The sequence below is a fragment of the Pedobacter sp. L105 genome (genome assembly GCF_009765875.1).
Classification (GTDB): domain Bacteria; phylum Bacteroidota; class Bacteroidia; order Sphingobacteriales; family Sphingobacteriaceae; genus Pedobacter.
In genome coordinates this window covers 1,319,559-1,331,184 of sequence record NZ_LMUP01000004.1, presented here as the reverse complement: position 1 = coordinate 1,331,184, position 11,626 = coordinate 1,319,559, and the positions used below count along the sequence as shown (strand labels likewise).

Below are 11,626 nucleotides of genomic sequence, written 5' to 3'. Positions count from 1 at the left end.
TTACTTATTATTGGTTTTGGGTTTATATTTTGCGCCACTCAGTATCTTTTGTGCATCCTGTTCTGCCATTAGTTCCTGCAGGGTAACCTTTGGATTTTCGGCCATGTATTTTCTCACCATCTGCCAGCCTATCCAAACGCCAAGCTTGGGGGCCGATTCATTTTTTAGCCCTATACCGGGAGTGAAGGGAGCTTCCGTCAGGTACATCTGTATTTTCTGGTAGTCGGTTTCAAAAAGCAGGTTGTTCTCCATAAAATATGCCCAGATGTCTCCTTCAAAAGTTTTACACCAGGTGAGCTGTTTATCAGTATATCCTATTTTTATAGAATCCGGTAGTTTATCATCTAATACTTTATCCATGAAGTACAGGATCTTTCCGTTTTCTACCATTTTTGAAAGCAGTGAATGGTTATCATCTTTTTGAGGGAACAGTTGTTCCCTGGCAAATGTTTCGGTTACTCTTGGAACAATATACTGAGGTGTAAACCTTCTGGACAGATACAAGGGTACGCTTTCCACAATGGCCCTGTAAAACCTGCTGTTTTTTCCCAAGAACATATCCAGTCCTATGCCCATATAGTTATCTCCAATAGGCATCTGGACCGAAAAACCAGAAACAAAGGCGATGAACTGAGGTACTTTAACCTCCGGATAGTAGTATTTGATATACTTAAAGGTTTGGCTAAGATCTTTTTCTATGGAACGCATATCCCGGAACACGCTATCAGCATCATGGTTTAAGTCCGAATAGGCCTGATCTTTATATAAAGTAGCCAGGATCTGCGGTCCGTTATAAGTTTGATCGCCCACCATTCTGTGGATATAATCGCCATAGAAATAAGGATATTTTTTTTGAAGAAAAAGATCTGTTTCGGGAATGCTTTTATGCTTTCCTGCAAATAGATCCTTGTCAAACCGTTCAATTTTTATATCTACCTGGATGTTGTCTACATTGGGCTTATTCCCCTGCTTGCAGGAAATAAATGTAAGTACACACAGAAAAATTAGATAAATTTGGGAATGTTTTACGTTATAGGTCATTAACAGCAAATATAAACAGATCAGGGATGAAACCTATATCAGTTTGTAACTTACAAAAAGTAATACTCAACTGGTGCAAGCTTCACAACCTTTTACCGCCGAAAGCCGGCCGACAAACAGTAAAACACGGATTACTTATATCAATCGAATACTTATGAAAAAATTATATATAGGACTGCTACTTTCCATTTTAACTACTACAGCCTTTGCACAATTTGGGGCGGGACCTGATTATGGCTTTAGATTAGGCTTAATGGCTAATCCAACTATAGGCTGGGTAAAACCGGAAAGCGGTACCAGCAATGGAGCTAATTTGGGATTTTCCTATGGTTTAATGGCAGATTTCAATTTTACCAGAAATTATAGTTTTTCTACGGGACTGAGCATTACTACAATTAATGGAAAAAGTACTGAAATTAATCCAAGTCCTTTTTATGATGCGGTTACTTATCCAAATCCTACACCCTATGATTTGAAGTATATGTTGCAGTACATAGAGATTCCATTAACCTTAAAACTAAAGACAGAGAAAATTGGGCTGATCAAATGGTACGGTCAGTTTGGTCTTTCCAATGGCTTCCTAACCAGTGCAAAGGAAGACGTTTCGGTTAATGAGAAAAGTATTGTACAGGATGCACACGTCACTAAAAATATTAATTTTTACCGCGCTGGTTTAATTATTGGCGGCGGACTGGAATACGATGTGGCAAGAAGTACCAGTGTCACTACAGGATTAACGTATAATAACGGGTTCACTAATATTTCCAGTAACTCTAACAGTAGCGTACGTAATCATTATATAGCCATAAATTTCGGGGTTTTCTTTTAACAGGACATGAAGATATCATTAGCGCAACTCAATTACCATATTGGGAATTTTGAAAGTAATACAAAAAAGATCATAGAACATATTGCACTGGCAAAAGCCGAAGGGGCCGACCTGGTTGTTTTTGCCGAGCTGGCAGTTTGCGGATATCCTCCGCGCGATTTTCTGGAATTTGATGAGTTTATTTCGCTTTGCGAAGAAGCCGCTGTACAGATCGCTGAACATTGTATGGGCATTGCCTGTATCATTGGTCTGCCGGTCAGAAATGATTTCATTGCAGGTAAAGACCTGTACAACGGGGCTTATTTTATAGAAGAAGGACAGGTAAAGGCAGTTATCAGAAAGGCTCTGCTGCCCAATTACGATGTTTTCGACGAATACCGTTATTTCGAGCCGGCTACCCAGTTTGAGTGTATAGATTTTAAAGGCACCCGTATCGCATTAACAATCTGTGAGGATCTGTGGAATATCAATAATAATCCGTTATATGTTTCCAATCCTATGGATGTGCTGATCACTCAGGAACCTGATGTGATGATCAATATTGCAGCTTCTCCGTTTTCTTATCAGCATGATGACGAACGTTTGGCCGTGTTGTCCGGGAATGCTAAAAAATACAAGCTTCCACTCTTGTATGTAAACCAGATAGGTGCACAGACAGAGATCATCTTTGATGGCGGTTCTATGGTATTTGATCAGCAGGGTAACCTCCTGGATGAAATGCCTTATTTTAAGGAGCATTTAAGGACGTATACGTTAACCGGACGCAATATTGAAGGTTATTCTCCAATCGAGCATGTTATAGTGCCTGATATTGAGCAAATCCATGATGCACTGGTGATGGGAATCAAAGATTATTTCAGTAAATCAGGTTTTTCAAAAGCAGTGCTGGGTTTATCTGGCGGTATAGATTCTGCTATTGTATGTGCACTGGCCTGCCGTGCCCTTGGCCCGGAGAATGTAATGGCGGTATTAATGCCTTCAAAATATTCTTCAGACCATTCCATTAAGGATGCCATGGACCTGGTAGAAAATTTTGGCTGTAAACATGAAATCATAGCGATTAAGGAAGCAGCCGATGCTTTTGATAGTATGCTGGCGAATGCTTTTAATGGTCTTGCTTTTAACCTGACGGAGGAGAATATCCAGGCAAGAACCCGTGGGATCGTTGTTATGGCGATGTCCAATAAGTTTGGCTATATTCTGCTGAATACGTCTAATAAGAGTGAATGTGCTGTAGGTTATGGAACTTTATATGGAGATATGTGCGGGGCGATAGGCGTGATTGGAGATGTATATAAAACACAGATCTATGAACTAGCACATTATATCAATAAGGATGGCGAGGTTATTCCTGAAAATACGATCGTTAAGCCGCCTTCTGCGGAGCTAAGACCTGGTCAGAAGGATTCTGATTCCCTGCCTGATTATGATACGCTGGATGCTATCTTATATCAGTTTATTGAGCTGAAGAAAAGTTCAAGGGATATTATTGCCCTGGGTTATGAAGAAACTTTGGTTCGCAGGATTATCAAAATGGTAAATGCGGCTGAGTTTAAACGTTACCAGACTCCTCCAATTCTTCGTGTTTCTCCAAAAGCTTTTGGTATGGGACGCAGGATGCCGATTGTTGGAAAGTACCTGGCTTAGATTTTTTTTTCTAAAGATCATCCAGCCTGGAAAAGGATATACCTCTTTTCTGACTGCGCCCCTTTGAAGGAAGGGCCAATGTCAGAAAAGAGGTATATCCTTTTCTAAGAGAAATTCTCAGGTTTTTCCACCAGCAGGGTGCTTACCTTTCATTTTTATTAGTTCCTGAAATTTTAGTCAATTCTCTCTCGAAATCACTTTCAAAACTGTTGTCTTGTATGATGCGGAATTTATCATATTCTTTTTCAGCCAGCTGTAAGGCTACATCATGTTTTATTTTTCCTGCATCTTTTAATACCTGGTATTCGTTAAATTGTAAAAAAGCATCTAACTTTTGAATCCAGTTTTCCATTTTCATAGGAATCTGCCGTGCAGCCTGGTTCTCTGCATAGTCTAAATACATACTTACAATTCGTTCCAGATCTTTAATCTCTTTTTCTATCAGGTAGTTTTTCGCAGTACCGATATCACCTTTTAATATCTTGCCATCTGGTGCATTTTTAAACGTTTGCAATCCCATATTTGGCTGGGTAGCATCTGCTCTTTCAGCAATGATCTGTGCTGCTGTTTTGCCTGATATTGCGTAATGTAATTTGTTCTGAACTGTTTTGAAGAATGTCTGAGTAATTTCGGCATCCTTTAGATAGTCAATGCTGCACTGTTCGTATATATCAGTTATTTTTAAGTAAAATCTACGTTCACTGGCGCGGATCTCACGAATACGCTGTAAGAGTTCATCAAAGTAATCTTTGCCAAACTTCTTTCCTTGTTTTAAACGCTCATCATCAAGTACAAAACCTTTGATGATAAATTCACGAAGTAATTTTGTTGCCCAAATGCGGAATTGGGTAGCTTGAAAGCTGTTTACCCGATAGCCAACAGCTATAATCGCATCTAAACTATAGAACTTTGTTTTATAATTTTTGCCGTCACTGGCAGTTGTCGAGGATTCCTCGATAACTGAATTTTGATCTAATTCACCCTCGGCAAATATTCTTTTAAGATGCAAGGAAATATTATCGACAGAACAGCCATATAGTTCACTCATTCTTTTTTGAGTGAGCCAGAAAGTCTCATCATTAAAAATAACTTGTATTTTTACATTTCCTTTTGGTGAACTATAAAATATGATGTCTGAATATTGTTGTGAATTGTCGTTTTCCATTACTGATTTAATCTCGGATTATCTGCTAAATAATTCTAGTGAACCTCTAAGGCAACACGTTTCAAATCTATGTATTATCTTTTAAATTAAAAAATAAATTTTATAATGAATTTTAATTCTTAATTGTTTTCTTTTTGATGAAAGTTTTATACGGAATCAGTAATGCTAATGCAATTCCTACAATGCTCAACAACTGAGCAATAAGATCACCTCCCTTTACATAAGTTGTTAACTGATCATTCAGGTTAATATCCATTTTCAAGGCGTCACGTGTCCACCAGGTTGATCTTTTGATGATATCTCCACGTTCATTGATAAAACCAGAGATACCTGTATTGGCAGATCTTACTACCCATCTTCTGGTTTCTATCGCACGTAGTTTAGCGTATAAAAAATGCTGGTCTTTACCGGTAGTATTTCCCCACCAGCCATCATTGGTGATGATTGCGATAAACTGAGCGCCATTCTTTACCGACTCGCCAATCCAGCCGCCCCACAAGGATTCGTAACAGATCACAGGAGCTACACCAACACCGTTTTGAGAATAAAAAACGCCGGGATGATCCTGCCATCCCCAGCCAGAAACTGTTCCTCCTAAACCGGAAAATACCGGAGCGAGGAAAGATAAGGCTCTCGGAAAAGGCATCTTTTCTACGCCTGGAACCAGTTTTGATTTATGATAGAATTGTACGTTGGCCGAATTCTCTACCTGCATCGCAGAGTTGAAATTGTCATAGTACATTTTACTGTTTTCGTCATACTTGGCTGAAAGTGTGAGTTTCTCATTGTACCACTTTAAACTTTCGATACCGGTGATCACTGAGCCATTTTTGTATTTGTTCAGGAAGCTCTGCACATCCATAAACTCAGGGGTGGTACGTACACTTTCTTCAGTCGCATAACTGGGTATAGCTGTTTCAGGCCAGATAAAATACTCTGTATTGGGTTGTGCTACGGAATCGGATAATTTTGTCAGTGTTTTTAACTGGTTCATGGTAGAGATACCGCCCATCTTTTCATAGGGATCGATATTAGGCTGTACCACAACTACATTAACCGGCATCACTTTTTCGGTATATCCATAATACTTGATCAGGGAAATACCTGTCGGGATAATGAGAAATAACAACCAGGCCAGTGCAGGCCTGATCTTTGGGTATCCTGTTTTTGACCGGTAGCTTTTGTAAGCTTCAAAAGCAAGGATATTGCTAACCATGATCCATACAGAACCGCCATATACGCCGGTAACTTCATACCATTGCGCCAGCTGATGCATTCCGGCCAAACCATTGCCCAAACTCATCCAGGGGAACGCCAGGTCCCAGGTAGCGTGTAAATATTCCATTCCAACCCAAAAACTTACCAATGCGAGGTAAGAAAGGCCTTTACTTCGGGTAAATAACTTAAACCTATAATGCAGCCAGAAAGCGAAAGTCATTAACAAAGCACCTAGTCCGTAGGGGATAAGGGATATTAAAAATGCGACAACTGGACTATTGAAAGCACTGATTGCGTTGTATACCCAATAGATACAGGCTGTATTCCAAACCAGGAACGTTAAGCCTGAAGTCAGAAATACCTTTTTGCCGGTTTTCTTTTCTCCCTTCAGGATGATCTCGTCCAGTGCAATGAACAAAGGAACAAGGCCGATCAGTAAGATTGGGGCTGTAATAATATGTGGAGGCCAGGCCAGCCATAACAGGAATGCACTTAATAAGGCAAGTAGCAGGGGGTGTTTAAATTTCATCTAAGGGGTTGTGGAACTAGAAACTATCTAATATATCGGCTTTTTTTGCCTCGTACTCGTCCTGGGTAATCAGCTGTTTATCGTAGAGCGTTTTTAGCTTTCTTAATTTAAGCGTGGTTTCATCTTCCTGTTCTTCAAGGGGTGCCGGGGCAGGAGGGATGTAAACTGGTGCGGCAGGAATTTCTTCAGCTTTGATTTCCTCAACCGGGATTTCGATGGTAGCTGTAGCTACAGGCTGTTGCTGCGCCCTTTTATCTTCCAGCTCATCTTGTCTCAGTTGCTCTTTGTACCCTTCCAGCTGCTCGTAGGCTGCCTGGTATAATTTGCGCGCTTGTACCTTTGGAATATATTCAGTAATAATATTTTCACCGTGCTGCGGTACGCAGATAAACTTAGAACCAAACAGTTCTTCCTTAAAGGAGATCTCCTTGATGCTTTTCCAGGAAATGTCTTTAAAATTCATCGTGATGCCAAAGTTGGCAGGCTCACAATAAAAAATGCGTTTGTTGCTCACCGCAATACAATCAGGGAGGAGATTAACGGCAGGTTTTTTTTGTACAGCCAGATAAATCAGCTCCTCATTGGTGGTTAGCATATCATTTAGTTTACCCAAAACTTTTTCTACAGCTTTAGGATCCTGCTCATCGCTTAAAAATCTATCTATCAATATCATCCTTTTATAATTAATGTAATCAAAACCTTTACCGGGTAATAGGGCAACTTTGCAAGTTTCAGCAGAGTTGAAGATCAACTGCTTACAGATGAAAGCTAATCCTTCTCGTAAGTGCGTTTTTCCTTTTTGGTTTCCTCTTTACCGGCAACACAAATTACGAATTCGCCCTTTAATATATTGTTTTCAAAATGTGATTTTATTTCTGTTAAAGTACCTCTTACGGTTTCCTCATAGAGTTTGGTCAGTTCACGACTTACTGACGCCTGCCTTTCTTCGCCAAAAAACTGGGCAAATTCCTCTAAGGTCTTCAATAAACGGTGCGGGCTTTCGTAGAGTACAATCGTTCTTTCTTCATCGGCCAGCTTTTTCAGACGGGTTTGCCGTCCTTTTTTTACGGGTAAAAAGCCTTCAAATACAAAAGCGTCCGTAGGCAGACCAGAATTAACGAGTGCCGGTACAAAGGCTGTAGCGCCGGGAAGGCATTCTACAGGCAGGTCATGTTTCAACACTTCCCTAACCAGGAAAAAGCCTGGGTCTGAGATCGCAGGCGTCCCTGCATCAGAAATCAGGGCTACATTTTTCCCTTCCTTCAGGAACTTAACAATCTCTGAAGTAGCCTGATGCTCATTGTGCTGGTGATGCGAATAGGCTTTTTTCTCTATGCCGAAATGCTTTAATAAAGGGGCACTTGTGCGGGTATCTTCAGCCAGGATCACATCGGCTTCTTTCAGTATACGAACTGCCCTGAAGGTCATGTCCTCCAGGTTTCCGATAGGTGTAGGAACCAGAAATAGTTTACCGCCCATATTATTCTCCAAACTCTTGTTATATTTGTTAAAAAAATTAAATAATGCTGCAAGTTAACTATATCCGTGAAAATAGAGAGAAAGTTTTAGAACGCTTAAGTGTCCGTAATTTTAAACAGCCTGAACTGGTGGATGAAATTATCAAATTTGATGAAGAACGCAGACAGACTCAAACTTCGCTGGATAATCTATCGGCTATTGCCAATGCCAACGCCAAACTCGTGGGCGAATTGATGCGCAATGGTAAAAAAGAAGAAGCTGAAGCGGCTAAAACACAAACTGCCACTAACAAAGAACAGATGAAAACCTTATCTGATCAGCTGGCTGTAGTAGAATTACACTTACATCAGGCATTGGTACAATTACCAAATTTACCGGGAGAGCTGGTGCCTGCAGGGATTACTCCTGAAGAAAACGAAGTGACTTATTTGCATGGCAGTCCTGCAGAATTGCATGCAGATGCAAAACCGCACTGGGAACTAACTGCTAAATATGATATTATAGATTTTGAACTGGGAACTAAAATTACCGGTGCCGGATTCCCTGTTTATAAAGGTAAGGGCGCACGTTTACAGCGCGCGCTGATTAACTTCTTCCTGGACCGTGCTACTGCTGCCGGATACCGGGAAATGCAGGTGCCGCTAATGGTGAACGAAGCTTCAGGTTTCGGGACAGGTCAGCTGCCGGATAAAGAAGGGCAGATGTACCATTCTACAGTAGATAACCTGTACCTGATCCCAACAGCTGAGGTACCGGTGACCAATCTTTACCGCGATGTGATCCTGAAGGAAGAGGAATTACCCATCAAAAATACGGCTTATACACCATGTTTCCGTCGTGAGGCAGGTTCATATGGTGCGCATGTGCGCGGGTTAAACCGTTTGCACCAGTTTGATAAAGTAGAATTGGTACAGGTGGTACATCCGGATACATCTTATGCCGTGCTGGAAGATATGAGTACTTATGTACAATCATTATTGCAGGACCTTGGCTTACATTACCGCGTATTGCGTTTATGCGGTGGCGATATGGGCTTTACTTCCGCCATGACGTATGATATGGAAGTATGGAGTGCTGCACAGCAACGCTGGCTGGAAGTATCTTCAGTATCTAATTTCGAAGCTTACCAGACAAACCGTTTGAAATTAAGATATAAAGGTGCAACAGGAAAAACACAGTTGGCGCATACCTTAAACGGAAGCGCTTTAGCTTTACCACGTATCGTGGCGGCTATTCTGGAGAACTACCAGAGTGCTGATGGCATTCGGATTCCTGAAGTATTAATCCCTTATACAGGATTTGACAGGATTGATTAATCCATTAACCTGATCAGATACAAAAAAAGCTTCTCCAGTTTAAGGAGAAGCTTTTTTTATTTGGAATGATCTGCTGATTATAAAATCAGGATCAGTAATAGGATAATGATGATGATTGCACCAACAGAAAGATAGATACCACCACCCATTGCACGGGCATGTTGTTTCATTTCTTTCAATTCTTTACGCAATTCTCTTTTCTCAGTTCTTGATAAATGAGATTTGTCCATTGCTCTGATTTCTTCAACACGGTTAGTGATTTTTTGAAGTTCAGCTTTTTGCTCAGCAGTCATTTCAACTTTTTCTTTAGTCGTAGCAGCAGAAACTGTATTGACACTAAGACCTAACATAAAGATTAAGGCGAAGGAGTAGATTAATTTTTTCATAGCGCTTTTGATTTGATTTTTAATGATGTGTAATTTGAGTGTAAATAACAAAAAACCTACCAAAACTATTGGTAGGTTTATAATTCCTGTTTTACAATTGATTTTTCGGCGATTATCAGACTTAATGTTTTTTAATCGCTTTAATAAACATACAAAATCTAAAAAATCGTCTATTCTAGTGGTCGTTATTTGATTTCAAACACTGTGTTCATTACGTAGCTCAGTTTGATTTTTTTGAAGTCTATCTCAGGGGATGGAGCACTTATTGCAATGCCTGCAGTTTTTGCCATCAGCATATTGGTACGGTACATAGGCTGAGGAAAAGATTCGTTATTTTGTTCCTGTATATCAATTACACTACCCAGTTGACCTCCCAGGGCTTCAACTAAATAAGTAGCTTTTGCTTTAGCGGCCAGCAACGCCTTAATTTTCAGTTCTTTTTTTAAGCTTTCAATTTTTGAATAGTCATAGCTGTCGATGTTGGTATAAGCTATTCCCTTAGCGTCGATAGCTTCCTCAATTGCATTCCATTTGTTGAGATCATTCACTTTTAAGCGGTATTGTTTGCTGGCCAGGAAATCAGGATTTTTCTTTTTTTCTGCTGCGGTATTATAGCCGGATAAATTACTGATCGTCAGGTCTTCTTTAGGAATGCCTGCATCTTGTATTGCGCTATACAATTGGTTCTCCAACTCACGGATCTCTACTTTTTTCTTACTGTTGCCATCTTTAAGATATTCTTTCAGTGAAATGCTGATATAGATAATATCAGGGGTTACTTCTGCTTCTGCAGTTCCGCTAACGGTTATTTTTTTACGCAGGTCTGCTTGTTGTGCCATCACGCCAATGCTGAAAAAGGCAACAAAGGCAAGAGTTAATAGATGTTTCATAATTGTTTTTATTTGTGTGTAATTACAGAATAGATGTAAAAATCATACCGTTTCCATACGGGAAGGTAAAGAGAATTTAACTGACATAAAAAAAGCGCCTGCAGATTTGCAGGCGCCCTAATCTTTTTGAGTATTAATTTTAATCTTCTATTACTTCGTTATTGGGTCCGATCTCTTCTACTACTTCTTCTTTGAAATAGCTTTTCTGAAAGATCAGGATAGCGATCACGCCTACGGATATAGCAGCATCCGCAACGTTAAATACCGGTCTGAAGAAAATATAATCTTCTCCGCCCCATATCGGAACCCATTTGGGAAATATGCCTTCCATGATAGGGAAGTAAAACATGTCTACTACCCTTCCGTGAAACAATCCTTCATAATGATATATTTTGCCGTAGATCACAGAGTCAATAATATTACCCAATGCCCCGGCAAAGATCAATGCTACATTGAGGATTAGCCCCCTGTGGTACTTATGTTTAATCAGGTAATGTAATCCGTAGCCGATACCGGCTACCGCGGCAATTCTGAATAGCGATAAAGCCAGCTTTCCAAATTCACCGCCAAACTCCATTCCGAAGGCCATACCATTGTTTTCTGTAAAATGTATAATGAACCAATTACCAATGATTTTGAATTCCTGGCCGATATACATGTTTGCTTTAATCCAGGTCTTCAAAGCCTGATCGGCAAGCAGCACCAGGAAAATCACCAGTAAAGGTTTAGTATAGCCTTTCATTATGCCTGCTTCAATTTAGCTTCCATGCTTAACGTAGCATGCGGTACTGCACGCAGACGTTCTTTTTGGATCAGTTTACCTGTTTCACGGCAAATACCATACGTTTTATTTTCAATGCGTACCAGCGCAGCTTCTAAGTTGTCAATAAATTTTTTCTGACGTGCTGCCAGTTGGTTTAATTGTTCTTTCTCCATGGTAGCCGATCCGTCTTCAAGCGTTTTATAAGTGCCCGAAGTATCTTCAGTTCCATTGGAATTAGGACTGCTTAATGAATTTGTTAAAGAAAGAAACTCTTCCCTTGCCATACGAAGTTTGTCCTGGATCAGGTCTTTGAATTCCTGAAGCTCATTGTCTGAGTAACGTGTTTTTATAGGGTTTTCCATA

At 40.1% G+C, this 11,626-nt stretch carries 12 protein-coding genes; 3 read left to right on the top strand and 9 right to left on the bottom strand.

All coding sequences use genetic code 11. The features are described 5' to 3' along the window. Entirely contained in the window at nucleotides 1–1,041 is a 1,041-nt protein-coding gene (gldB, locus tag GSQ84_RS10900; protein ID WP_158797237.1) for a gliding motility lipoprotein GldB, read from the bottom strand. A gap of 154 nt (nucleotides 1,042–1,195) precedes the next feature. On the opposite strand from gldB, the gene GSQ84_RS10895 reads away from it, so the two are divergent. Next, nucleotides 1,196–1,870 carry a porin family protein gene (locus GSQ84_RS10895; protein WP_158797236.1) on the top strand — a complete coding sequence of 225 codons (675 nt, stop codon included), beginning with the start codon at nucleotides 1,196–1,198 and terminating at the stop codon, nucleotides 1,868–1,870. Between the two features lie 6 nt (nucleotides 1,871–1,876). Beyond that, nucleotides 1,877–3,517: an NAD+ synthase gene (locus tag GSQ84_RS10890; RefSeq protein WP_158797235.1), complete on the top strand. Its 1,641-nt coding sequence runs from the start codon at nucleotides 1,877–1,879 to the stop codon at nucleotides 3,515–3,517. Between the two features lie 142 nt (nucleotides 3,518–3,659). On the opposite strand, the gene GSQ84_RS10885 is transcribed toward GSQ84_RS10890, so the two are convergent. The 4 genes from GSQ84_RS10885 to rsmI form a co-directional block, all read right to left on the bottom strand. Then, nucleotides 3,660–4,682: a virulence RhuM family protein gene (locus tag GSQ84_RS10885; RefSeq protein WP_158797234.1), complete on the bottom strand. Its 1,023-nt coding sequence runs from the start codon at nucleotides 4,680–4,682 to the stop codon at nucleotides 3,660–3,662. Between the two features lie 112 nt (nucleotides 4,683–4,794). Continuing rightward, nucleotides 4,795–6,429, bottom strand: a complete 1,635-nt coding sequence (gene lnt / locus GSQ84_RS10880; protein WP_158797233.1) for an apolipoprotein N-acyltransferase — start codon at nucleotides 6,427–6,429, stop codon at nucleotides 4,795–4,797. Nucleotides 6,430–6,445: 16 nt separating this feature from the next. Further along, nucleotides 6,446–7,102: a PH domain-containing protein gene (locus GSQ84_RS10875; protein ID WP_158797232.1), complete on the bottom strand. Its 657-nt coding sequence runs from the start codon at nucleotides 7,100–7,102 to the stop codon at nucleotides 6,446–6,448. A gap of 95 nt (nucleotides 7,103–7,197) precedes the next feature. Then, a complete protein-coding gene (gene rsmI, locus GSQ84_RS10870; protein ID WP_158797399.1) occupies nucleotides 7,198–7,908 on the bottom strand; it encodes a 16S rRNA (cytidine(1402)-2'-O)-methyltransferase in 711 nt (236 codons plus the stop codon). 44 nt (nucleotides 7,909–7,952) lie between these two features. On the opposite strand from rsmI, the gene serS reads away from it, so the two are divergent. Then, entirely contained in the window at nucleotides 7,953–9,224 is a 1,272-nt protein-coding gene (gene serS, locus GSQ84_RS10865) for a serine--tRNA ligase (RefSeq protein ID WP_158797231.1), read from the top strand. Nucleotides 9,225–9,301: 77 nt separating this feature from the next. Here the strand turns inward: serS and GSQ84_RS10860 are convergent, their stop codons facing one another. The 4 genes from GSQ84_RS10860 to GSQ84_RS10845 form a co-directional block, all read right to left on the bottom strand. Then, nucleotides 9,302–9,610 carry a hypothetical protein gene (locus GSQ84_RS10860; RefSeq protein WP_158797230.1) on the bottom strand — a complete coding sequence of 103 codons (309 nt, stop codon included), beginning with the start codon at nucleotides 9,608–9,610 and terminating at the stop codon, nucleotides 9,302–9,304. Between the two features lie 185 nt (nucleotides 9,611–9,795). Then, nucleotides 9,796–10,500 (bottom strand): SIMPL domain-containing protein, encoded by a 705-nt coding sequence (locus tag GSQ84_RS10855; protein WP_158797229.1) that lies wholly within the window; start codon nucleotides 10,498–10,500, stop codon nucleotides 9,796–9,798. A gap of 139 nt (nucleotides 10,501–10,639) precedes the next feature. Next, the gene (locus GSQ84_RS10850) at nucleotides 10,640–11,242 is read right to left on the bottom strand and encodes a lipoprotein signal peptidase (protein ID WP_158797228.1); all 603 of its coding nucleotides are present in this window, start codon (nucleotides 11,240–11,242) and stop codon (nucleotides 10,640–10,642) included. Beyond that, complete coding sequence (locus GSQ84_RS10845; protein WP_174238644.1) at nucleotides 11,242–11,625, bottom strand: TraR/DksA C4-type zinc finger protein; 384 nt, start codon at nucleotides 11,623–11,625, stop codon at nucleotides 11,242–11,244. Before GSQ84_RS10845 ends, GSQ84_RS10850 begins: the two co-directional genes overlap by 1 nt. Nucleotide 11,626: the final 1 nt, after the last annotated feature.

Excerpts from the sequence above, each read along its gene's own strand:
- GSQ84_RS10890 (WP_158797235.1), top strand. The coding sequence starts at position 1,877 with ATGAAGATATCATTAGCGCAACTCAATTACCATATTGGGAATTTTGAA.
- serS (WP_158797231.1), top strand. The coding sequence starts at position 7,953 with ATGCTGCAAGTTAACTATATCCGTGAAAATAGAGAGAAAGTTTTAGAA.
- rsmI (WP_158797399.1), bottom strand. The coding sequence starts at position 7,908 with ATGGGCGGTAAACTATTTCTGGTTCCTACACCTATCGGAAACCTGGAG.
- GSQ84_RS10895 (WP_158797236.1), top strand. The coding sequence starts at position 1,196 with ATGAAAAAATTATATATAGGACTGCTACTTTCCATTTTAACTACTACA.
- GSQ84_RS10875 (WP_158797232.1), bottom strand. The coding sequence starts at position 7,102 with ATGATATTGATAGATAGATTTTTAAGCGATGAGCAGGATCCTAAAGCT.
- gldB (WP_158797237.1), bottom strand. The coding sequence starts at position 1,041 with ATGACCTATAACGTAAAACATTCCCAAATTTATCTAATTTTTCTGTGT.
- GSQ84_RS10850 (WP_158797228.1), bottom strand. The coding sequence starts at position 11,242 with ATGAAAGGCTATACTAAACCTTTACTGGTGATTTTCCTGGTGCTGCTT.
- GSQ84_RS10860 (WP_158797230.1), bottom strand. The coding sequence starts at position 9,610 with ATGAAAAAATTAATCTACTCCTTCGCCTTAATCTTTATGTTAGGTCTT.
- lnt (WP_158797233.1), bottom strand. The coding sequence starts at position 6,429 with ATGAAATTTAAACACCCCCTGCTACTTGCCTTATTAAGTGCATTCCTG.
- GSQ84_RS10845 (WP_174238644.1), bottom strand. The coding sequence starts at position 11,625 with ATGGAAAACCCTATAAAAACACGTTACTCAGACAATGAGCTTCAGGAA.
- GSQ84_RS10855 (WP_158797229.1), bottom strand. The coding sequence starts at position 10,500 with ATGAAACATCTATTAACTCTTGCCTTTGTTGCCTTTTTCAGCATTGGC.
- GSQ84_RS10885 (WP_158797234.1), bottom strand. The coding sequence starts at position 4,682 with ATGGAAAACGACAATTCACAACAATATTCAGACATCATATTTTATAGT.